Origin of the sequence: Rossellomorea sp. GAMAL-10_SWC, assembly GCF_049568075.1 — a bacterium.
Lineage (GTDB): Bacteria > Bacillota > Bacilli > Bacillales > Bacillaceae_G > Gottfriedia.
In genome coordinates this window covers 3,193,655-3,217,288 of the sequence record NZ_CP144911.1, presented here as the reverse complement: position 1 = coordinate 3,217,288, position 23,634 = coordinate 3,193,655, and the positions used below count along the sequence as shown (strand labels likewise).

23 protein-coding genes, 2 tRNA genes and 1 riboswitch are annotated in these 23,634 nt (G+C 32.8%); of the genes, 22 read left to right on the top strand and 3 right to left on the bottom strand.

The genetic code is table 11. The annotated features are described in order from the left end of the window. The first annotated feature begins 146 nt into the window (after positions 1-146). The 8 genes from V5E38_RS15965 (at position 147) to V5E38_RS15930 (ending at position 9,648) form a co-directional block, all read left to right on the top strand. Positions 147-782 carry a succinate dehydrogenase cytochrome b558 subunit gene (locus tag V5E38_RS15965; RefSeq protein WP_097978387.1) on the top strand — a complete coding sequence of 212 codons (636 nt, stop codon included), beginning with the start codon at positions 147-149 and terminating at the stop codon, positions 780-782. A 12-nt stretch (positions 783-794) separates the two neighbouring features. Continuing rightward, positions 795-2,561, top strand: a complete 1,767-nt coding sequence (sdhA, locus tag V5E38_RS15960) for a succinate dehydrogenase flavoprotein subunit (RefSeq protein WP_097978388.1) — start codon at positions 795-797, stop codon at positions 2,559-2,561. Between the two features lie 7 nt (positions 2,562-2,568). After that, positions 2,569-3,330: a succinate dehydrogenase iron-sulfur subunit gene (gene sdhB, locus V5E38_RS15955; protein WP_056473098.1), complete on the top strand. Its 762-nt coding sequence runs from the start codon at positions 2,569-2,571 to the stop codon at positions 3,328-3,330. A 151-nt stretch (positions 3,331-3,481) separates the two neighbouring features. Then, positions 3,482-3,622: a hypothetical protein gene (locus V5E38_RS15950; protein ID WP_499210732.1), complete on the top strand. Its 141-nt coding sequence runs from the start codon at positions 3,482-3,484 to the stop codon at positions 3,620-3,622. A gap of 779 nt (positions 3,623-4,401) precedes the next feature. Beyond that, a complete protein-coding gene (locus tag V5E38_RS15945; RefSeq protein WP_499210731.1) occupies positions 4,402-4,875 on the top strand; it encodes an acyl-CoA thioesterase in 474 nt (157 codons plus the stop codon). 408 nt (positions 4,876-5,283) lie between these two features. Continuing rightward, entirely contained in the window at positions 5,284-7,200 is a 1,917-nt protein-coding gene (gene thrS, locus V5E38_RS15940) for a threonine--tRNA ligase (protein ID WP_499210730.1), read from the top strand. A gap of 244 nt (positions 7,201-7,444) precedes the next feature. Further along, complete coding sequence (locus tag V5E38_RS15935) at positions 7,445-9,115, top strand: DUF2339 domain-containing protein (protein WP_499210729.1); 1,671 nt, start codon at positions 7,445-7,447, stop codon at positions 9,113-9,115. 26 nt (positions 9,116-9,141) lie between these two features. Then, entirely contained in the window at positions 9,142-9,648 is a 507-nt protein-coding gene (locus V5E38_RS15930) for a GNAT family N-acetyltransferase (protein ID WP_499210728.1), read from the top strand. An 814-nt stretch (positions 9,649-10,462) separates the two neighbouring features. Here V5E38_RS15930 and hmpA read toward each other — a convergent pair. After that, the gene (hmpA, locus tag V5E38_RS15925; RefSeq protein WP_499210727.1) at positions 10,463-11,707 is read right to left on the bottom strand and encodes an NO-inducible flavohemoprotein; all 1,245 of its coding nucleotides are present in this window, start codon (positions 11,705-11,707) and stop codon (positions 10,463-10,465) included. Between the two features lie 186 nt (positions 11,708-11,893). On the opposite strand from hmpA, the gene V5E38_RS15920 reads away from it, so the two are divergent. Continuing rightward, a complete protein-coding gene (locus V5E38_RS15920) occupies positions 11,894-12,337 on the top strand; it encodes an RrF2 family transcriptional regulator (protein ID WP_097978395.1) in 444 nt (147 codons plus the stop codon). A 91-nt stretch (positions 12,338-12,428) separates the two neighbouring features. On the opposite strand, the gene racE is transcribed toward V5E38_RS15920, so the two are convergent. After that, complete coding sequence (gene racE, locus V5E38_RS15915; protein ID WP_499210726.1) at positions 12,429-13,220, bottom strand: glutamate racemase; 792 nt, start codon at positions 13,218-13,220, stop codon at positions 12,429-12,431. 232 nt (positions 13,221-13,452) lie between these two features. Then, positions 13,453-13,562: riboswitch (TPP riboswitch) on the top strand. Positions 13,563-13,650: 88 nt separating this feature from the next. Here racE and V5E38_RS15910 point away from each other — a divergent pair. Genes V5E38_RS15910 through V5E38_RS15890 form a run of 5 tightly spaced genes read left to right on the top strand, consistent with a single transcriptional unit; the run spans position 13,651 to position 17,213 of the window. Then, a complete protein-coding gene (locus V5E38_RS15910; protein ID WP_499210725.1) occupies positions 13,651-14,643 on the top strand; it encodes an ABC transporter substrate-binding protein in 993 nt (330 codons plus the stop codon). Between the two features lie 12 nt (positions 14,644-14,655). After that, the gene (locus tag V5E38_RS15905; RefSeq protein WP_069035213.1) at positions 14,656-14,946 is read left to right on the top strand and encodes a thiamine-binding protein; all 291 of its coding nucleotides are present in this window, start codon (positions 14,656-14,658) and stop codon (positions 14,944-14,946) included. After that, complete coding sequence (locus V5E38_RS15900; protein ID WP_499210724.1) at positions 14,946-15,713, top strand: ABC transporter permease; 768 nt, start codon at positions 14,946-14,948, stop codon at positions 15,711-15,713. Before V5E38_RS15905 ends, V5E38_RS15900 begins: the two co-directional genes overlap by 1 nt. Further along, entirely contained in the window at positions 15,710-16,441 is a 732-nt protein-coding gene (locus V5E38_RS15895) for an ABC transporter ATP-binding protein (protein WP_499210723.1), read from the top strand. Before V5E38_RS15900 ends, V5E38_RS15895 begins: the two co-directional genes overlap by 4 nt. A gap of 4 nt (positions 16,442-16,445) precedes the next feature. Continuing rightward, positions 16,446-17,213, top strand: coding sequence for a TatD family hydrolase (locus V5E38_RS15890; protein WP_499210722.1), 768 nt, complete (start codon positions 16,446-16,448; stop codon positions 17,211-17,213). A gap of 352 nt (positions 17,214-17,565) precedes the next feature. Here V5E38_RS15890 and V5E38_RS15885 read toward each other — a convergent pair whose 3' ends face one another. Then, the gene (locus V5E38_RS15885) at positions 17,566-17,790 is read right to left on the bottom strand and encodes a helix-turn-helix domain-containing protein (RefSeq protein ID WP_056472461.1); all 225 of its coding nucleotides are present in this window, start codon (positions 17,788-17,790) and stop codon (positions 17,566-17,568) included. A 200-nt stretch (positions 17,791-17,990) separates the two neighbouring features. Here V5E38_RS15885 and V5E38_RS15880 point away from each other — a divergent pair, with 200 nt between their 5' ends. The 8 genes from V5E38_RS15880 to V5E38_RS15845 all read left to right on the top strand — a co-directional run bounded on the left by V5E38_RS15880 (position 17,991) and on the right by V5E38_RS15845 (position 23,369). Then, positions 17,991-19,034, top strand: coding sequence for a GerMN domain-containing protein (locus tag V5E38_RS15880; protein ID WP_499210721.1), 1,044 nt, complete (start codon positions 17,991-17,993; stop codon positions 19,032-19,034). A gap of 188 nt (positions 19,035-19,222) precedes the next feature. Beyond that, on the top strand, positions 19,223-19,963 hold the full coding sequence (gene rph / locus V5E38_RS15875) for a ribonuclease PH (protein WP_098231844.1): 741 nt from the start codon (positions 19,223-19,225) through the stop codon (positions 19,961-19,963). Positions 19,964-19,987: 24 nt separating this feature from the next. After that, on the top strand, positions 19,988-20,608 hold the full coding sequence (locus V5E38_RS15870) for a non-canonical purine NTP pyrophosphatase (RefSeq protein WP_499210720.1): 621 nt from the start codon (positions 19,988-19,990) through the stop codon (positions 20,606-20,608). Continuing rightward, entirely contained in the window at positions 20,608-21,111 is a 504-nt protein-coding gene (locus V5E38_RS15865; RefSeq protein ID WP_499210719.1) for a metallophosphoesterase family protein, read from the top strand. Before V5E38_RS15870 ends, V5E38_RS15865 begins: the two co-directional genes overlap by 1 nt. Positions 21,112-21,348: 237 nt before the next feature. Next, positions 21,349-21,422 (top strand) — tRNA-Gly (locus V5E38_RS15860). Positions 21,423-21,425: 3 nt separating this feature from the next. Further along, positions 21,426-21,499, top strand: a tRNA-Arg gene (locus V5E38_RS15855). A 212-nt stretch (positions 21,500-21,711) separates the two neighbouring features. Beyond that, entirely contained in the window at positions 21,712-22,269 is a 558-nt protein-coding gene (locus V5E38_RS15850) for a DUF4240 domain-containing protein (RefSeq protein WP_499210718.1), read from the top strand. Positions 22,270-22,385: 116 nt separating this feature from the next. After that, entirely contained in the window at positions 22,386-23,369 is a 984-nt protein-coding gene (locus V5E38_RS15845) for a hypothetical protein (RefSeq protein WP_499210717.1), read from the top strand. The last annotated feature ends 265 nt before the right edge of the window (positions 23,370-23,634 follow it).

Below are 23,634 nucleotides of genomic sequence, written 5' to 3'. Positions count from 1 at the left end.
CTATATTATCAGGAGTAAAATGGGTTGTAGATAAATGTCATAAAAATTTCGACTTTTTATGCGTATTGCTTATTTATTCTATTTTTTTAGAATAATAGAGGAATTAAATTTTTCATGTGCACAAACTAAAGGGGGCAGGGGTTTACATGAGCAACAAGAATGGAAGGGAGTTTTTCTTTAGAAAACTTCATTCATTGCTAGGAGTTATTCCGGTTGGGATCTTTTTAACACAGCACTTAGTTGTCAATCATTTTGCGACAAATGGAGCAACATCGTTCAACAAAGCTGCTGAATTTATGGCGAATTTACCATTCCGCTATTTTTTAGAAGTTTTTGTCATTTTCTTACCAATTTTATACCATGCAATTTACGGACTATACATTGCGTTCACTGGAACTAGCAATGTTAAAAATTATGGATACTTACGTAACTGGTTATATTTATTCCAACGTATTTCTGGTGTAGTTACTTTAATTTTTATTACTTGGCACGTATGGCAAACACGTATCGCTGCTCAACTAGGAGCAACGGTTGATTATAATATGATGGCTGATATTTTTACTTCAAAATTTATGTTAGTTTTCTATATAGTAGGTGTAATTTCAACAATTTTCCACTTTGCTAATGGATTATGGTCGTTCTTCGTATCTTGGGGAATTACAGTAACACCTAGATCACAACGTATTTCAACATATGTTACATTAGGTATATTCGTAGTATTATCATTCGTTGGATTAACTGCTATCTTTGCATTCATTGATCCACAACTAGCGAATTTGTAAGGAGAGAGAGTCATGAGTGGGAAAATAATTATCGTCGGTGGCGGTTTAGCTGGTCTTATGGCAACAATTAAAGCCGCTGAAGCTGGTACAAAAGTAGATTTATTCTCATTAGTTCCCGTAAAACGATCACATTCAGTATGTGCTCAAGGTGGAATTAATGGTGCTGTTAATACAAAAGGTGAAGGTGACTCTCCTTGGGAGCACTTTGATGATACAATTTATGGTGGGGATTTCTTAGCAAACCAACCACCTGTAAAGGCGATGGCAGAAGCAGCACCTGGCATCATTCATATGATGGACCGTATGGGTGTAATGTTCAACCGTACGCCTGAAGGACTATTAGACTTCCGTCGTTTCGGTGGAACGCAACATCACCGTACAGCATTTGCTGGTGCTACGACTGGGCAACAATTATTATATGCATTAGATGAGCAAGTTCGTCGTTACGAATCTGAAGGTCTTGTTCAAAAGTATGAAGGCTGGGAATTTTTAAGAGTTATTGTTGATGATGAAGGCGTATGTCGTGGGATCGTTGGACAAAACCTAACATCAATGGAAATTGTAAGTTTCCCTGCGGATGCTGTAATTATGGCATCTGGTGGCCCTGGTATTATCTTTGGTAAAACGACAAATTCAATTATCAACACTGGTTCAGCTGCTGCAGCTGTATATCGTCAAGGTGCAGTTTATTCAAATGGTGAATTTATTCAAATCCATCCAACTGCAATCCCTGGAGATGATAAAAACCGTTTAATGAGTGAAAGTGCTCGTGGTGAAGGTGGACGAGTTTGGACGTATAAAGATGGTAAACCATGGTATTTCTTAGAAGAGAAATATCCTGCATATGGAAATCTTGTACCAAGGGATATTGCTACACGTGAGATTTTCTCTGTATGTGTTGACCACAAGCTTGGTATCAATGGTGAAAACATGGTTTATTTAGATCTTTCACATAAAGATCCACATGAACTTGATGTAAAACTTGGTGGAATCATCGAGATTTATGAGAAATTCACAGGTGATGATCCGAAAAAAGTTCCAATGAAGATCTTCCCAGCAGTTCACTACTCAATGGGTGGATTATGGGTTGACTATGACCAAATGACTACAATTCCTGGTTTATTTGCTGCAGGTGAGTGTGATTACTCAATGCACGGAGCTAACCGTTTAGGAGCTAACTCATTACTTTCTGCTATTTATGGTGGAATGGTTGCTGGACCAAATGCTGTAAGATACGTAAATGGTTTAGCTAAATCTTCAGATGATGTTTCAACTTCTGTATTTGAATCAAATGCTAATGAAGAAAAAGAAAAATTGAATCGCATTTATAAAATGGACGGTAAAGAAAATGCATACCTTCTTCATAAAGAGCTTGGAGAATGGATGACAGACAACGTTACTGTAGTTCGATTCAATGATCGCTTATTAAAAACTGATGAAAAAATTCAAGAGCTTTATGAGCGCTATCAAAACATTAACATTAATGATACAGCTAAATGGAGTAACCAAGGTGCTTCATTTACTCGTCAACTAGAAAACATGCTTCACTTATCACGTGTTATCACATTAGGTGCATATAACCGTAATGAAAGCCGTGGAGCTCACTATAAACCTGAATTCCCAGAACGTAATGATGAGGAATTCTTAAAAACTACAATGGCTAAATTTGATGAGAAATCAAATTCACCATTATTCCATTACGAAGATGTTGATACATCATTAATTCAACCTAGAAAACGTGACTATTCTAAGAAGAAGGAGGACAAAGCAAATGCATAATGGAACAATGACTGCTGAAAAGACAATTACTGTTATTGTTAAACGTCAAGATTCACCAAATACTGCGCCATATGAAGAAACATTTACTGTCCCTTATCGTCCGAATATGAACGTAATCTCGGCGTTAATGGAAATTCGTAAAAATCCAGTTAATTCAAATGGAAAAGAAACGACTGCAATTTCTTGGGACATGAACTGTCTTGAAGAAGTTTGTGGAGCATGTTCTATGGTTATAAATGGTAAACCAAGACAATCATGTTCTGCGCTTATTGACAAATTGGAACAACCAATTCGTCTTGAGCCAATGAGCACATTCCCAGTAGTACGTGACTTACAAGTTGATCGTAGCCGCATGTTCGATTCTTTAAAACGCGTTAAAGCATGGATTCCAATTGATGGAACGCATGACTTAGGTCCTGGACCAAGAATGCCTGAAAGAAAACGTCAATGGGCTTATGAATTATCAAAATGTATGACTTGTGGTGTATGTTTAGAAGCTTGTCCAAACGTTAATAGTAAATCTAACTTTATTGGGCCTGCACCGCTTTCACAAGTACGTTTATTTAATGCTCATCCAACTGGAGAAATGAATAAGGAAGAACGTCTACATGCAATTATGGGAGACGGTGGACTATCAAACTGTGGTAACTCACAAAACTGTGTACAATCTTGTCCAAAAGGTATTCCTTTAACAACTTCAATTGCAGCATTAAACCGTGCAACTACAATCCAATCTTTCAAAGACTTCTTTGGAAGCGACGAAATTTAATAATTATAAAAGCATGTTCCTTAGGGGACATGCTTTTTTTGCATGTTTAAATAAATATCTTCTAATAAACTCCACTTTTAAATCATATCAATAGTAAAGGCAGCAAAGGGATGTGCGGTGTCTTACCCCTTTCGAACAGAGGTTGACTTGAATGCAACAGTTTGAAGTGACATTTGAGACGAAATGCTTTGAAAAAGATTGGGAAATACTTTTAAAGACAGAGCGGCGAAAAAATGATGAGTTTAATCAATTTCAATTTAAAGAAAAAATTTTATATATTAATAACGTATAAGATGTAAGGGAAGTCAGTCGTCATGCAGATAAACTGTCGCAAGGGATGTTTTATCGTCATATGTAATAGTTGATAATTATTCAAAGGAAGCCCTCAATTATTTTGAGGTTACGAAGGAAAGCTTCAAAGGTGGTTATTACTTTCAATCTCAGAACTTGTTAGTATTTATCATTGCAATACAGAGTTTTTACTTCATTTTTCAAGTGATTCTATTTTAGAAAAGCCTTTTAATTGGATTGATTTATCAATATTAAAACTTCAAGAGGATGAAAGATTTAAAGTAGCAAAGCCAGTATGGAATGGAAATATTTTTGAGGCAAAACAAGAATCATTTGAAGAAGTTGAAAACTTTTATATTGGTTATGGATTTTCAGATCAATGTTACTTAATCAGGACAAATGATTTTAAAAATAAGATATATAATGAAAAAAATCCTATTTCTGAAAAATACCCAATATATGGGGGAGAACTTTTTGAAAAAAGTGTAGATGCTTGGATGCGAAATAATCATTTCAAAAGAATTACATTTAAACATGGAAATTATATTCATCAAAATTATTGAATGTTTAGGGTGTTTTTTAGTAACTAAACAGGCTTAGGTTAAAGAAAGGGAGAGCAGTAGATAGAAAAATTAGTAGAGAAGATATTATTCTCTAATGAAGCCTTTTACTATTTTATAAGTCCCTTATTTCCTTCATCCTGTCCCCTTTGAAACTGAATGAATATTCATTCTTTAAAGAAATTAATGCTATAATATAAATAGTAAGGGGGCAAATTCGATGGGGAAAATGAATTATGTATCTAATATACAGGAGTGGCAATCTGAGTTTTCATTTAAGATTACTATTAAAGTTCGATTTAGTGAAACGGACATGTTTGGACATATGAATAATACAGTTCCATTCGTTTATTTTGAAGAAGCACGAATTGAGTATTTAAAAAATTTAAGGCTTATGCAAGAATGGACGGCAAATCATAGTGAATTTATTCCAGTTGTTGCTGATTTACAATGTGATTACTTACGACAAGTATTTTTTAATGAAATCATCGATGTGTACGTAAAAATTGCAAAAGTAGGAAATTCATCAATCGATTTACACTATATGGGGATTAATCCTCAAAATGAAATTTGCTTTACAGGACGAAATTCCTTAGTAAATATAAATCGTCATACAGGGCGAAGTGAAAAATGGAAAAAAGAATGGAAAGAAAAATTATTAAATGAAATAAAGAATTCAGTAGTTAGTGTTTAAAACAAGTAATGTTGTAACATACTGAATAAAGATTGAATAGAATGATAAAACAATTAAATTTATCTTAAGATGAGTACTTGAAGAATTCAATGACATTCTATATAATACTTTTATACGAATAAGGAAAAGCAAAGATCAAGGACACGAGCGTTCAAGACGATAGTAAGAGAGGAATTCATTTGGTGCGAGAATTCTCTATACGTTGAATGACTTACCACCTTGTAGCTATAGTGGGGAACGTAAATTTTTATACAAGTAACTACTATCGGTGTAGACCGTTAAAACGATGAGATTTTGTATACTTATTTTTGTGTACATTAAATTAGGGTGGAACCACGAGCACATTCGTCCCTACGAGTGTGCTCTTTTTTTATTGTCAAAATTAATTTGAAAAAGGAGTGAACTTAAATGATTTCAATTAAATTACCAGATGGATCAATTCGCGAGGTGGAACAAAATACAACAGTTGAAGATTTCGCGGGTTCAATCTCCATTAGCTTAAAGAAAAAAGCGCTTGGTGGAAAAATTAATGGTAAATTAGTGGATTTAAATACACCTATTACTGAAGAGTGTGAAGTTCAAATAATTACTCAAGATGATCAAGATGGATTAGAAATGATGCGTCATAGTTCAGCGCATATTTTAGCTCAAGCAGTAAAACGTCTTTATAAAGGCGAAAAAGCTGCATTTGGGGTTGGACCTGTAACTGCTGACGGTTTCTATTATGATATTGATCTTCCTGTTTCAATTAAAGTAGAAGACCTACCTAAAATTGAAAAAGAAATGGAAAAAATTATTAAAGAAAACTTACCGATTACTCGTTCAGAAGTTAGTCGTGAAGAGGCAATTAAATTCTTCACTGAATTAGACGATGAATTTAAACTAGAATTAATCCGTGATTTACCAGAAGATGCAGTTATTTCAATGTATACTCAAGGTGAATTCGTAGACCTTTGCCGTGGACCACATGTTCCTACAACTGGCCGTGTAAAAGCGATTAAATTATTATCAGTTGCTGGAGCTTATTGGAGAGGCGATGCGAATAATAAAATGCTTCAACGTGTTTATGGTACTGCTTTCCCAAGTAAGAAGGAATTAGAAGAGCATTTATTCTTATTAGAAGAAGCTAAAAAACGTGATCACCGTAAATTAGGTAAAGAACTTGAATTATTCATGTTCTCTGAAGAAGCACCTGGTATGCCATTCTTCTTACCAAAAGGTACAATTATCCGTAATGAATTAGAACAGTATGAGCGCGGATTACAAACTTCAAAAGATTACAAAGAAGTTCGTACACCATTCATTATGAATCAAAGATTATGGGAGCAATCAGGTCACTGGCATCACTACCATGAAAACATGTACTTTACTGAGGTTGATGAAACAAAATTCGCATTAAAACCGATGAACTGCCCAGGTCATATGTTAGTTTATAAAAATAAATTACATTCATACCGTGATCTACCGGTTCGTATGTGTGAAAATGGTCAAGTTCACCGTCATGAATATTCTGGTGCCTTAAATGGTATGATGCGTGTTCGTACTTTTACTCAAGATGATGCACATATCTTCTGTCGTCCAGACCAAATTGAAGGCGAAATTATTGAAGTAATTAACTTAATTAAAGAAATTTACGGCGTATTCGGATTCACTTATAAAGTAGAATTATCAACTCGCCCAGAAGATTCAATGGGCTCAGAAGAGTTGTGGAACTCAGCAGAGCAGGCTTTAGAAAATGTTCTAAAATCTGAGAACTTAGACTTTAAATTAAACCCAGGCGATGGCGCATTCTATGGTCCTAAAATCGATTTCCATATTCAAGATGCATTAAAACGTAGCTGGCAATGCGCTACAATTCAATTAGATTTCCAAATGCCTGAGAAATTTGATTTAACTTATGTTAATGAAGATAACCAAAAAGAACGTCCAGTTGTTATCCACCGTGCAATTTATGGTTCAATTGACCGTTTCTTAGGAATCTTAACTGAACATTTTGCTGGAGCATTCCCATTATGGTTAGCACCAGTTCAAGTGGCTGTATTACCAATTTCAAGTGTTCACAATGAATATGCACAAAAACTTGCTGATCAATTAAAAGCTGCAGGAATTCGTGTTGAAGCTGATTTACGTGGCGAAAAAATTGGATATAAAATCCGTGAAGCACAACTTCAAAAATTACCTTTTATGTTAGTAGTTGGTGATCAAGAGGTTGAAAATAATACTGTAGCTATTCGTAAACGTGGCGAAGGTGACATTGGTACTCAACCATTCGAGAGCTTCTTAGAAATGATTAATCAACAAAAATCAGAAAAAGTTCTATTTTAATTTTAAAAATCCTCTATTTTTATAATAGAGGATTTTTATTTGACCGATTTAATTAACGACTTGTTTTTCAGTAGAACTGATTGTCTTTATTTCCTGGGAAATATGACGAAATTTGCAAAAAAACATACTTCATAAATATTTTTTTATATAGGATTAATCCAGGAAGTAGCGAACTTATATGAAGGATGTCTTTTCAGTTATTTAGTCTTAATAAAATACATAGTTATGATAAGAGGTGATGCAGTTGGATAATCAGAATCAAGATCTTAAAAAAAAGGTAGAAAAGCTTGAAGAAGAAGTCAGAGAAATGAAGAAACAAATTGAATTTCTCTTAATCACGAAAGAAACTTCAAACGAGATTAAACAAATAACTCAAACTAAAGTAAATAATCCTAAACCACAAAAAACAGTTAGCAGACAGGTTAAAGTAACAGTTGAAAATGAAAAGGTTGACTATGAAGCACTTATTTTCCAAAAGTGGTTACCTAGATTTTTTATATTTATTTTCATTCTTGGCGTAATGTGGGGATTTAAAGCGGCATCAGATTATGGGGTATTAAATAAGTATGCAAAAGTAGGTATTGGATTTGTTATAGCCATTGCTTTATTCTGGTACGGTAATCGTCAAATGGAAGCTAAACGATCAACACTTGGCCAATCATTAATTGGTGGCGTGTTACCGGTATTATTTTTAACTACGTTTGCTATGCATCATTTATATCACATGGTTGGGTCAACGATTGCATTTACCCTTTTGATTATTTGGGTATGTATTGGTTTTTATTCGATGAATAGATACAAGTCAGAAGTAATTGGATTAATAAGTATAATAGGAGCCGTTTTTGTACCATTCCTAGTTAAAAGTGATTCGCCAAACTATTTATTTTTCTCAATCTATGAAACAGTGATTTATTTATGCTTTATGTTTTATGCAACATTTAAGAAATATAAATTCATCTATCTTTCGTCTGTAATATTATTGCATTTATCTTATTTAATTGTTGCTTTAGTTAATTTTAATACAAATGGAATTGAATATTTCGCACTAAGTATTCTCGTTCAACATATTAGTTTGCTAGCTATATTGATAAAATCTAAGTTTGCTATTAAAAAGCAAGTAATAATTCTTCACACCAGTTTTATTTTAACAATCGGTTGGATCTTTAGTGCATTTGAAGATCTGAATAGAACAATGATTTTAATTTTTTTATGTGTAGGATATTTATTCCTGACTTTTTATTATAAAAAGAAAGCGGATTTTTTCTTTGGATTTTCGACTAATTTTATATTAGCCATTTCATTCCTTTGTTTGGATAGTGTTTCAGAAAACTTACTATGTACAGTATTAATAATTCAAGCAGTATCAACTTATTTATTTTATTTAAGATATCGAGATCTACTAAAATTAATTATAGCTACTCTTACATTTATTCCGGTGGGGATATCCATTTTATCAGTTGGAATAGATTCTTTATGGTCTTTTGAAACAATGAATTGGTTTATGTTAATTCTAGCTCTAATTACGATTGCAATTTTGGCTTATAAAAATGAAGATGAAAAGCAATTTATCTTATTAAGTAGTTCCTTATTAATTACGGTTATATTAATTGCTTTTATAACACAAATTGTTCAAATACTCGCAGTAGATCAATCCGACAATATAATTCGATTATTAATTAATATAAGTTGGATCTTGCTTTCAATATTAGCCATGATACTTGGTAACATTAAGAAGTTCAAAGTTTGGACATATACTGGGATAGGTTTATTATTATTGACGCTAGGAAAACTTGTATTAATAGATTTACCAAATATTACATTGATGGTTAGAGCCGGTTTATTTATACTGCTTGGACTGATTGGATTAGTCATTTCTAGAATATTTTTTAAGGGAAGCAGTAGTCAAAAAAACTAATAAATTTAGTATACAGGAGTCAGGTAATGATAATCACTGAAACTAAAAATTTACTATTAATGACTTTTACAGCAGAAGCGATGCTTTCTGTTTTAAGTGGAAATAAAGAGTTAGAATTTGAAAATCAATTTTATAGTTTCGCTCAAGGGTGGCCAATTCTCGTATATAAAAATCTTTTCCCTTATAAAATTTCTCGTTTTCAAACACATCCTACTGAAGAAAAATATGAAGGAATTATTATTCATAAAAAAGATCGAGTAATTATTGGGGACATGGGATTTAAAGGTGGTCCTGATGAAACTGGGATTATGGAGATAGGTTATAGTATTGCACCAAGTTATCAAGGTAAAGGGTATGCAACTGAAATGGCTAGGGCTATTTGTGAGTGGGGATTAAAGCAAAATCATGTTATAAGAATATCTGCTATTTGTTCCATTTATAATCATGCCTCTATTAGAGTTTTAGAGAAAATTGGCATGATAAAAGTAAAAGAAGAAATTGAAAAGTATTATTGGATGTTAGATAAAAAATAAATTTGTGATTTGTATTGATTAGAATGACTAATTTTTCTAGAAGAAGGTGGGCTTATTCTTACAACAAGAAATGCATCTATCATCTTTATGGTCATAACTAAACGTGATTTTGGTCGATTCTTTTTGTACGATCTAATGATAAGTGGCTTAGTATATGGCACTCTAAAAAAATACTACTCAAGTGACCTAATCGCAATTTTTGGTAGCTTTACTATACCGACAGTTTTAAAAAGAGTGGCTGTATTATTAGAGCGGAAATAAAAAAGGATGTGCTCTTAATAGAAAGTCTATAGGGAATACAATATTAAGTGGGAAATTATTGATGTTAAAATTCATTTTTTAATTTAATAACGATTAACGATTTTAAATGTTAAAGTGTTTCAACAATCTTGATATACCGATAATCTATAGTAAACTTTTTCGAAATTAAAAAATATTAAGAGCGAATTTAGAAATATAGTTTTAAATGTTTAGTTTATAAGTTGTTGTTCAATCTCAATTGACTTACAAACTGATTAAAATTCTGTTATGTTACGCTAAGTAAAGGATATTACATTAGATTTTAACGTTAAACTTTTTTAAATAATAAGTTGATTGGAATGGAGGGCTGCTCGACTCCTATGGGATAAGCGGGAAGGCTGAGACCCCGCAGGCTTGCCGAGGAGGCTCAGGTCTCGCCCCATGGAAAGCGAGCATCCTGTAATGGAAATCAACATCACTCTACTCCTTTTACGAAAATATGATAATTAATTGAGAAGATTGTCTTGCAACAGCGTAAAAAAGGATGCTCTTAATTGAGCATCCTTTCTAAATATTAACCTTGTTGAACAGGGCTTTTAGGCTCAGTGTCTAAATTCATTGCTGGTCCGAAGAATTCATAATGAATTTGTGCATCTTTAATTCCTAATTCTTTTAAGCTTGTTATAATCGCTTTTAAAAATGGTACTGGACCACATACGTAATAATCTGCATTGTCTGATTTAACATTGTTATTTAACCATTCTGCATCAATATAACCTTGCTTTTTAAAGTTATTATTTTGAAGATCTTCCTCAGATGGATTTTCATAAACAAATGATAAATTGTAATTTGTTAATTGCTCTTTTAATTGGTTTAGTTCATTTTCAAATGCTTGTAATTTACCGTTTCTTGAAGCGCTTATAAAGCTGACTTGACGATTTGGTTGATTGCTTGTAATTGACTTAGCCATACTGATTAATGGTGTAATTCCAACACCACCGCTTAAGAAAACAACATCTGAATCAGTTTCAGTATTTAAAGTAAATTCACCTGCTGGAGCAGTAATATCCAAAGTATCACCAACATTTACTTGATTGTGTAGGTAGTTTGAGAATTTACCAAGTGGTTGGTTTTCTTCAGCTTCTCTTTTTACTGAAATTCTAAAGTGATTTTTACCTGGTGCATCAGATAAGCTATATTGTCTGTTTGATAAATATTCTTCACCAGGAATTTGTGAGCGAACAGTAATATATTGACCAGGTAAGAAAGAAGGAACTGAAGAACCATCTTTAGGAACTAAGTAGAATGAAGTAATTACATCGCTTTCTTCAACTTTTTCGATGACTTTAAACTCTTTAAATTCAGACCAACCGCCTTCTTGGGAAGATGCTTCCTCATACATTTCTTTTTCGATATCGATAAATACTTGTGCAATAACTCCATATGCTTCCGCCCAAGCACCTAGTATTTCATCAGTTGCAGCATCACCAAGTACTTCTTTAATTGCCCCTAGTAAATGTTGCCCTACGATTGGATAGTGCTCTGCTTTAACTTGAAGACTGCGGTGTTTTTGCGCAATTTGTTTTACAACAGGAATAATTGTTGCTAGTTTATCAATGTTTTGTGCAGCAGCTAAAACAGTATTTGCAAGAGCAGTTTGTTGTCTACCTTGTTGTTGATTTGTATGATTAAATACATTTAATAGTTCAGGATGATTAGTAAATAAATTTTTATAGAATACTTTAGTGATTTCTGTACCCTTTACTTCTAAGACTGGAACTGTTGACTTAATAATATCAATTGTTTTTTGAGATAGCATGAAAAATCCCCCTAATCACGTTTTAAAGTAGTATTATAAATACATCTTTATCTTAGACCTAGAATTTATTTAAAGCAATATGTAAAATACATCTTTTTTGTATTTTTTCGCAAAAATGCATAAAAGTTTAAAAAAAGTTCACAATTATGCTATGATTAATCTTAAATAAAACAGTGAGGACAAGTTATGCGTTTAACAACTTATTCGGATTACTCTCTTCGTGTACTAATATTTCTAAGCTCTGAGCCACGTGAAAAATTAGTTAATATTAAGGACATTGCTGAAGCTTATGATATTTCTAAAAATCATTTAATGAAAATAATTTATAATTTAGGTAAGATGGGTTACATCGAAACAATTCGTGGCAGAAACGGTGGAATCCGTTTAGCTAAATTACCATCAGAAATAAATATCGGTGAAATAATTCGTAAAACTGAAGAAGACTTTAATATTGTAGAATGTTTTGAACACGGTAATACTTGTGTTATTACACCTGTTTGTTCTTTAAAACATATATTTAATAATGCATTAGAACAATTTTTACACGTTTTAGATCAATATACATTAGATGATATTGTAAAGAACAATGCGATGCTAAAAGATTATTTTTCAAGTAACACAAAAGAATAAATTTTTAGAAGAGCGTTCGTAATTTAAAAACACAAAAACCAACAAAGGCTTACTTTGTTGGTTTTTTTCATTTAAAGTGCTCTATTGACCTTTATAGTTTAATATACTTTACGTTTTCCATCGGTTCTTGGAATAAGGATGAAGCTATTTTACTAAAAATGGTTGGATCCCCAGTTGTAAAAAATTCATGTGAAGTGATTTCGTAGTTAGATAATATATTTTGTTGATCCAGAATTGCACTTACTTCTAGAGCTGTTTCATCACCAGAGCTGATAAGTTGGATTGATGGTCCCATCACTTTTTGGATGATTGGACCAAGTAATGGGTAATGCGTGCAACCTAGTATTAGGGTATCGATATTTGAATCAATAAGCGGTGCAAGAGTGTGTTTAACAATCTCAAATATTTCAGGTTTATTGTAGTCCCCATTTTCAACAATTCCAGCAAACTCTGGGCATGCCAAGCCTTCAATTATAACTTTGTCATTAATCCGCTTTAGTGCGGAATGATATGCTTTACTATTAATAGTAGCATTCGTTCCAATGACACCGATTTGGTCATTTTGTGTTAATTTTATTGCTGCTCTAGCACCTGGGCGGACAACTCCAATGACTGGAATTTGAAGTTTTTCTCGCATTTCATTTAAGACAACTGAAGTTGCTGTATTACAGGCGATGACTAACATTTTTATATCTTTCTCCAATAGAAAGTTAGTCATTTCCCAAGTGAATTCTCTGATTTCCGTATATGGTCGTGATCCGTATGGACATCTTGCAGTATCGCCTAAGTATAAAATGTCCTCTTTAGGTAATTGTCTAATAATTTGTTTGGCAACTGTTAAGCCCCCAACACCTGAGTCGATGACTCCGATTGGTTTATTCAAAAAATCCCCTCATTTTACTTAATAATTTGTTGATGTAGTATATTCTTTATTCATTTAAGATTTTACTATAAGAAATGATATTTTTGTTTATCATTCTCTTTTTAAAAATGTTAAAATTTCATAGTTTTATTGCTCTTATTAACAGAGTATTAAAACATTTAAACACAAGTTAAAAATAATTCGTAAATTCAATCATTATCTGTTATATTAATGAGGAAAAGTTTATATATGAGAAAAAATGTGGAGGAGCCAGTGTTGCTGGCTGAGATAGCATCCTTAAGATGTTGACTCTTAGAACCTGATCTGGGTGATGCCAGCGTAGGGAACAGTATCTCTTTTTAGATATGTTTTTTACAGCGCATTTACGTCCGGGTTAATATCCGGACGTTTTCTTTTTGTATAAACAAAAAACAAAAAGGAGATATAGATAATGAAAAAACTAGTAGTATTTTTAGTAGCTATTTGTTTAATGTTAACTGGGTGTGGTCAAGACAAAACTGCTACTACTAAAAAGCCAAAGCAATTAAAAAAGGTGACTGTCGTACTAGACTGGACGCCAAATACAAATCATACTGGGCTATTTGTTGCTAAGGAAAAAGGTTATTTTAAGGAACAAGGTCTTGATGTAGATATAATCAGCCCAGGAGAAACAGGTGCAGACCAATTAGTTGCATCTGGTAAAGCAGATTTTGGGGTTTCTTATCAAGAGTCAATTACACAAGCAAGAGTTCAAAATGTACCGATTGTATCTATTGCAGCAATTATTCAACATAATACTTCTGGATTTGCATCACCAGTGAAAAAAGGAATTAAGTCACCAAAAGATTTCGTTGGAAAAACATATGGTGGTTGGGGTTCACCGGTTGAAAAGGCTATTTTAAAATCACTTATGTCAGAAGAAAATGCGAATGTTAATAAGTTAAATATCGTTAATATGGGTGATGCTGATTTCTTTACAGCGGTAAAAAGAGATATCGATTTTGCGTGGATTTATCAAGGATGGACAGGAATTGAAGCAGAGCTACGTGGAGAAAAATTAAACATGATATATTTAACTGATTATAGTAAAAAGCTAGATTACTATACTCCAGTTTTAGCTACGAACGAAAAAATGATTAGTAAAAACCCTAAAATAGTAAAAGCGTTTGTGGCTGCAGCATCAAAAGGATATAATTTTGCGATTGATAACCCAAAAGAAGCTGCATCGATTTTAATAAAAGATAATCCGGACTTAGATAAAAAATTAGTGGAAAAAAGTCAAGAATGGTTAGCATCTAAATATAAAGATGATGCGGACCGTTGGGGTGAGCAAAAGTTATCAGTTTGGAAAAACTATGCTGATTTCTTAGCTGAAAATAAATTATTAGAAGGAAACTTTAAGCCAAAAGAAGCATTTACGAATGATTTCTTACCAGCGAAATAAGGAGGAGCAAAAATGCAAACTACTTTAATGAGTGTCCAAATTATACCGAAAACAAATAATATTGAGGATGTTATTCCAGCAGTTGATGAAGCAATTAAAATTATTGATGAATCAGGTGTAAAATATCAAGTTCAACCATTGGAAACAACTATGGAAGGCGACTTGAATCAATTATTAATGGTTGTTCAAAAAATGAATGAAAGAATGATTGAAATAGGTTGCCACAATGTAATAACTCAAATGAAAATACTTTATCAACCACAAGGTATTACGATGGATGTGTTAACGGAGAAGTACCGTTAATGAAATCTAAAAATATAAAAGGATGGCAACCTATCGTTGTCATCCTGCTTTTTTTAATTTGCTGGCAGCTAAGTATTAAAATTTGGAAAATCGAATCTTGGTTATTACCAGGACCAATCGCAATCTTTAAAGAAGGAATGAAATCAACTAATTCACTACTTCCTCATATTTCTTCTACAATTCAATTAACGATTATTGGTTTGTTAATTGGTAGTTTATTAGGATTTTTAATCGCATTTCTATTGCATTTAATTCCAGGTGTTAGGGAAGCTTTTTACCCATTATTAATTCTTTCGCAAAATGTACCAATTATCGTATTGGCACCGCTTTTAATTATTTGGTTTGGATTTGGTGTATTACCTAAATTAATTATTATTTCTCTTGTTTGTTTTTTCCCTGTTACAGTTTCAGCGTTGGATGGTTTCCGACAAACACCAAGTGAACTAATAAATTATATGAAAATGGCGGGAGCATCCAAATCACAAATTTTTTGGAAAGTTGAATTGCCTTTTTCTCTACCTTCCATTTTTTCTGGCTTAAAGATTTCAGCGACTTATAGTGTTATGGGAGCAGTTATCTCTGAATGGCTAGGAGCGAAATCTGGAATTGGGGTCTATATGACTTTAGCTTCATCTTCATTTAGAACAGATCGAGTATTTGTTTCAATTTTTATCATTATGTTTTTAAGTATGCTTTTCTTCTTCCTAATAGTTGTAATTGAACGTTTTACTGTTAAATGGAAAGTTAAAGGGGAGAAACGGAAATGACACTACAAGTGGAACAATTATCAAAGAGTTATAGCGGTCATCAAGTATTAGAAAATATATCCCTTTATGTAAACGAGGGTGAATTTGTATCGATTCTAGGTCCATCTGGTAGTGGGAAAAGTACGTTGTTCCATCTTATTGGAGGTTTAGTAAAACCAGATTCTGGAGAAGTAAAGTTAAATGGGTCGATAATAAATGGAGAACTTGGTCATGTTAGTTTTATGCCTCAGGATCATTCATTACTACCTTGGAGAACAGTATTAAAAAATATTGTTTTGTCACAAGAATTAAAACATAAGCCTGATGAAAAATTGGCAAGAGACTGGCTTAAAAGAACTGGCTTAGAAAACTATGAGAATGCTTACCCTCATGAATTATCTGGTGGTATGAAACAAAGAGTTTCATTTTTAAGGTCTCTACTAGCACCGCAGTCGTTCATGTGTATGGATGAGCCTTTTTCAGCTTTAGATGAGTTCACTAGACTTGAAATGCAGCAATGGCTTTTATCAATTTGGGAGGAGCAACGACGATCAATTTTATTAGTAACACATAATATTGATGAAGCGTTGTTAATGTCTGATCGAATTTATATATTTTCTGACAAACCTGCCAAAATCAAAGAACAAATCATAGTGCCATTTCCAAGACCACGTAAAAAAGAAATATTATTAAGTGATGAATTTACGGAATATAAAAGAAAAATCTATTTGGCTTTAGAGAAGGAGTAATACGATGAAAATGATAGATGCTCATATTCATTTAGATTCTTATGATACTAGTCAAAGAGAAGAAATATTAACTAATATACAAAGACACGAAATCGAAGCGCTCATTTCGGTATCAATGGATTTAAAATCTAGTAAGAAAAATTTAGAGTTGAAATATCAAAATAATAGTGTATATCCAGCATTCGGATTTCATCCTGAACAACAAATCCCTTCTGATGAAGAGGTTGATAAATTAATTGAATGGATTAAGAACCATCAGGATGAAATGGTCGCAATCGGAGAAGTTGGATTACCATATTATAAGAATTTAGAAGAAGAGATTGATTACGTACCTTATATTATATTACTAGAAAAATTTATCTCGCTTGCAAAAGAGTTAAATAAACCAATCATATTACATGCAGTATATGAGGACGCCGAAACCGTATGTAATCTATTAGAAAAATATTTTATTAAAAAAGCCCATTTTCATTGGTTTAAAGGTGACGAGGTTACAATAAATCGGATGATGAAAAATGAGTATTTTATCTCGATTACACCAGATGTATTATATGAAAATGAGATTCAAGACTTAGTAAAAAAGTATCCTTTAGAATTAATGATGATAGAAACAGATGGTCCTTGGCCATTTGAAGGGCCTTTTGAAAATGAGTGGACACATCCAAAATTTATGCATCAATCAGTTGCAAAAATAGCTGAGTTAAAAGACATAGATCTGTCAAGTGCATATAAAACTTTATATGAAAATACTAAGAGGTTTTATAGTATATAAAATAAGAAAATCGTTTTCCGACTGGAAACGATTTTTTTCACGTTGTTGAAAAACAACCTTGTCAATTAAATTAGCAAATTTTCGTAAAAGATTTTTTTATTTTAATTTTAGATAGGTAATAAGAGCTAAAATAAAATCCCCCTATAGCAGAGCATCTATCCTAATTTACAGATAGGCCTTTTATCTACTATAAGTAGGATATAAAGTATAACTTTCAATTTAGATAATCAGATTCTTTACAAGCAAGAAAATAGAGAAATGAAAAACTTAAGCTTCAATGTAAATACCAAAACCGGCATGTCATTAGAATGCCGGCAGTATGTTGGTTTGTAGAATTGTTTCTACAAAATAACTACAGTTCAAGCTCTCCCATACGAAGAAGCTCAATAACTGCTTGTGATCGCCCCTTAACCCCAAGCTTCTGCATTGCATTTGAAATATGATTTCTCACAGTTTTTTCACTTATAAAAAGTTCTTCAGCAATTTCTCTTGTAGTCTTATCTTGAACAAGAAGCTCGAATACTTCTTTTTCACGCTTTGTGAGTGTGTGCTTTGTTTGATAGTCTCTATCCTTCAACTGTGCTAACCCTCCTTGCTTGACCGAGCTGTTCTTCGGATGGGTATTCATTTAGTCTTTTTATAATATGAACGATAGGTCTTTTAGGTGAATATTTCCAGTAAATTTAGAGCTAGATTTAAATTATTTATTTTTTTCTATTTAGCTTGTTCTAAAAAATGTACAGGCTCGTATAAATAGTAAAAAAGCGTGGGGGGAGTATGGTGATGAAAAAAAGATTGTTAGTAACAGCGGCAGCGGTATGTGGAATTGCAACAATGAGTGGATGTAGTTTACTTCCAACGAAATCTTCAACTGACATTGATCCACCTAAAACTGTAGTTTATAAAAGTGATCAACCTTCAAAAGAAGTAGCAAAGAAAGAGGAAACTGTAAAAAGGGAATTATATTTAATTGATCGTAACGGGTATATTGTACCGCAAACGTTCCAATTACCTAAGTCTACTAGCTTGGCTAAACAAGCGTTAGAGTACTTAGTAAAAGATGGTCCTGTTACAGATGAATTACCGAATGGTTTCCAAGCAGTTTTACCTCCGAATACTGAAGTTTTAGGAGTTCAAACTCAAAAGGATGGTACGATTATTGCTGATTTTTCACCAGAATTTAAGCAATACCGTGCTGAAGATGAATTAAAAGTGTTTCAAGCTGTTACTTGGACGTTAACTCAATTTGATAATGTGACGAAGGTAAAAATTCGAGTAAACGGAAAAGAGCTTGCATCGATGCCAGTAAATAAAGCTCAAATTGGTGATGGGTTAACAAGAGATGATGGAATTAACTTTGATAAAGGTGACATTGTAGATATTATGAACTCCAGACCTGTTACGCTATATTATGTTTCTCAAGGGGAAATGGGAGACACTTATTATGTGCCTGTAACGACTAGGATTTCAAATGCAGAGAAAGATTCATATTCAGCAATCGTAAATGAACTAGTAAAAGGTCCATCTGAATATTCAAATTTAGTATCCGATTTTGGAACTGATACGAAACTAGTTAGTCAACCTGTTTTTAAAGGCGGTAAGCTAGTACTTAATTTTAACGATGGTATCTATGGAAATATTGCAAAAAACATGATCAATAATGATGTACTACAGCCACTTGTACTTTCTTTAACTGAGCAAAAAGGTGTTAAGTCCATTGAAATTCAAATCAATGGGAAATTAACTGCGCTAGACCAACAAGGCAAGCCTTTAAGCCAACCTGTTTCAAGACCTAAGGATGTAAATACGAAAAAATTGTAAACCGGTGGTTATGAAAAGTTAATAATTTGCCTTTTAATAAAATGGTTTTAATATCAACCTTGTACAAAAATTGTGATGATTTTTGTACAAGGTTTTTAATTTTATCTTTAAATTAAACTTAATAAGTAGAAATGAAATCACATTTTTGTCTATACTAGTATTTGGAAGATTTTGTAGGAGGAACAATCATGACAAGAACAGATGGAAGATTAAATAATGAACTTAGACCAATCGAGATTATTACTCACTATACTAAGCACGCAGAAGGTTCAGTGCTGATCAGTATTGGTGATACGAAGGTAATTTGTAATGCAACAGTTGAAGACCGTGTACCACCATTTTTGAGAAACAGTGGAAAAGGTTGGATTTCAGCTGAATATTCAATGTTACCTAGAGCTACTCAAGAGCGCACAATACGTGAATCATCTAAAGGTAAAGTTACTGGTCGAACAATGGAAATTCAACGATTAATAGGAAGAGCGTTAAGAGCAGTAGTTGATTTAGAGGCACTTGGTGAAAAGACAATTTGGATCGATTGTGATGTAATTCAAGCAGATGGAGGAACACGAACTACTTCAATTACTGGTGCATTTGTTGCAATGATGCTTGCTTTTGATAAATTAATTAAAATGGATAAATTGAAATCGTATCCTGTAAAAGATTATTTAGCAGCAACTTCAGTTGGTATTTTAGATGACCTTGGACCAGTACTAGATTTATATTATGTAGAAGATTCAGCTGCAAGTGTTGATATGAATATTATTATGACTGGAAAAGGACAGTTTGTTGAACTCCAAGGAACTGGTGAAGAAGCAACATTTTCAAGAGAAGAATTAAATGAGTTACTATCTTTGGGTGAATTAGGCATCAAATCTCTAATTGAAAAACAAAAAGAAGTGTTATTACAAGAAGGTATTAAATTTCAATAATCATTTCGAGGAGAGGCTTTAGGGATGGAAACAATCATTATTGCGACAAATAATAAAGGCAAAGTGAAGGATTTTGAAGCACTTTTTAACCCGATGGGATTTCAAGTTAAGTCTTTAAAAGACTTTCCTGAAATTCAAGAAATTGAAGAAACAGGAACTACATTTGAAGAAAATGCGGTTTTAAAAGCTGAGTATTTAGCGAGTGAGTTAAATACACCAGTCATTGCAGATGACTCGGGTTTAATAGTGGATGCACTTGAAGGTAGACCAGGCGTTTATTCTGCCAGGTATGCTGGATTACATAAAAGTGACGAAGATAATTTACAAAAAGTATTAAGTGAACTAGAAGGTGTTTTTCCTGGGAAAAGAACTGCGCGATTTTATTGTGCTTTAGCTTTAGCGGTTCAAGGTAAAGAAACAATCACTGTTTATGGTACAGTTGAAGGATATATTGCCAATAAAAAAAGAGGAACAAATGGTTTTGGCTACGATCCAATATTCTTTTTGCCAGAATTAGATAAAACGATGGCTGAATTAACAACAAATGAAAAAGGTGGTTTAAGTCATCGCGCAAATGCAATTAAATCATTAATGAATGTTATAAATAAAGAAGATAAAGATTTTTTATTTAGAGGATCAAATTAATGAAAGTACTAATTGTAAGTGATAGCCATGGATTGACAAAACCATTGCAAGAAATTGGCGAACGATATCGTGACAGTGTAGATTTAATGATACACTGTGGAGATTCGGAATTAGAAGTAAATGCTAAGGAACTAAAGGATTATAATGTTGTAAGAGGGAATTGTGATTTCAGAGGAGAATTCCCTGAAGAATTTATTCACCGTGGGAATGAATATACAATCTATGCAACACATGGTCATTTACATGGAATAAAACAGTCATTACAAAAGCTGTATTATCGTTGTAAAGAAGTTGGAGCAACAATTGCTTGCTTCGGTCACTCACATGTATTAGGAGCCGAAGTAATTGATGATGTGCTATTTATTAACCCTGGCAGCATTTTATTACCGAGAATGCGAAAAGAAAAGACATATGCTATTCTTGAAACAGTTGATAAGAAAGCTAATGTTACTTTTTATAATACAGATGGAACAGTGCTTAATACTACTTCATTTAAATTATAATGAATTAATGGGGGTTAGTAGCTCATACGCTACTAACCTTATCTAAAACAAAAAAATTCGGAGTACTAAAAGCCGGAAAACCTTAATAAACTAAGGTAATTATACAACTTTAAAATTTTTTCCTTTATTTTGGAAAAAAAGTTTTGAAAAAGTGTTGACTTTAATTTCCATAACGACTATACTAAATTATGTCGACAGGGTGATGTCGCAAAGAAACGAAAAAGAAATAACAAATATGCGGGTGTAGTTTAATGGTAAAATAGAAGCCTTCCAAGCTTCGGTCGTGGGTTCGATTCCCATCACCCGCTCCATATGTCCTGGTAGCTCAGCAGGATAGAGCAACGGCCTTCTAAGCCGTCGGTCGGGGGTTCGAATCCCTCTCAGGACGTCCAAAAGACACTTGTTTTACGAAATGTAAAATAAGTGTCTTTTTTTGTATTTTAATTATTTTTAATGAAGGAACTTTAGAAATAATATGATGATTTACGTTTACTATATAAATTAGGATGGGTTCTTATTAATTAATAGAAGTCTTAGGTCATCATTAAATTTATACTAGTTATGTTATTCTAGTATAAATAAAAGAGTGGAGTGATATAAATGAATGAAAATGAATTTTGGAGCTTAATATCCAAAATGCATATTGTTGAAGAACCGTATGAATGGGTAATAAATCATTTAGCTAAACAATCAGAGGAAGAGATAGCTAGTTTTGAAATTCATTTTGAAACTTATTTTTCCAAAGCGTATACTACAAATCTTTTAGGAGCTGCATGGATCATAATGGATGGCTGTTCTGAGGATTCATTTGTACATTTTAGAGCTTGGTTAATTGGACAAGGAGAACAAGTTTACAAGAAAACGTTAAATGACCCAGATTATTTAGCTGAATACATCTTTCCAATTTATGAAGAAGAAGGACTTACGCCCGAATTGGAAGATATGTTAGATCTAGCTTTACAAGCGTATACAATCAAGCGTAAAGGCGATGATGATTGGGATGATCAATTGTGGAATGAGTTCAATTCATTAATAGAGAGTAAAGGCTATGATTATCCTGAACAACAATTAACAATCGATTGGAAATCAAAAGACGAACTAAAAGCTAAGTTCCCAAAGCTATGGAAAAGATTTGGCAATAAACCGTTAGGGTACTAAAGCTAAAACAGATTCATTCATACACGTATCTTTAATATTTTAAATAATTTTAATTCATGATACACTTTTTCATAACTAGTTTGTGCAGGAAATAACAAATGTTAGGGGAGAGTAACATGGAAGACAATATTGTCTTTTTTCCTAAACTGAAGGATCGGATAATAAATTTAGGCAAAAAAGCATTAGAAGAAAAAAATTTTAGTAAAGCTTTAATGTTATGTAATCAATTAAAAGAAATGAATGAGCATAATTCACAAACAGAACTTGCTGCAGTCGCGTGTCTTTTAGAAGGAAATCAGGCTAAAGAAGCTAAGGAAAGATGTGAGGATTTAGTTTTCGGGCCTTTTGAGAGTGATGAAGCAATTGAAGTGTACATAAGCATTTTATTTCAATTAAAAGAATATGAAGAATTACAAAAAAATATAAAAAAATTACTCACTCAAAAACGGATTGATGAAAATCAGATGGATAAGTTTCAAGCGATGCTCTCATTATCAAAGAAAGTAATTTCAGATCGTGAAGGCATTAAGGGTGAAGTTCTTAATTTACATAAAATCGTTGAAAATTCTGAGCCGATTGATAAGCAACTTGAATTAATTAATGAATTAAGAAGTTTAGATTGTAATCTTGTTATCGATCAAATTAGCGAAATATTAAAAAGCACCAAAGCAAATCCATTAATTCAAAGTTTTATTTTGTTTATTTTACAAGAACAATCAATCGATAAAGATTTTGAACTTAACAAAGTAAACCAAAGGATGATTTGGAATACATCGGTTTCAGTCGATGAACATAAAATCTTTGTAGATGCTATATTAAAAAAATTAAGTGACGTATTAGAAAGTGAAGACCCTTCTGCTTTCGAAATCGCAAAAACACACTTCCAACACTTTATAACAATTTACTTCCCGTTTATCCCAATGCCAGCGGATATAAATACATGGGCAGCCTGTTTTTATTGCATAGTCCAACAATTTTTTGATCGTAGTGTAGATGAAGAGGAACTAAAAGACTTATTTAATGTAGAATATTTTCCAGTAAAAAGTGCAATTGCTTTAGTAAAACGGTTTGAAGATGAAGGATATTTTAATTTAAAATGACATGTCAGACTGTTGACAAACGCTCGCTTTCTTCGTTGCTTCGCCTATCTGCGGTGCTCATTACCGCTTAAGGGTAACTCCGCTCCTCACCAGGCTTCGCGCCTCGAAAGACAAGCGCTTGCAATCAGTCTGACAATCAAGTTTGTAGAACTTTTCTTTACACTAATTTTAATTTAAAATAAATAGTTGGAAAAAACATAGATGTTCCATTTGGGCTTCTATGTTTTTTTATGTAAAAAAAGGTATTTTAAAGTGATGGAAGCGG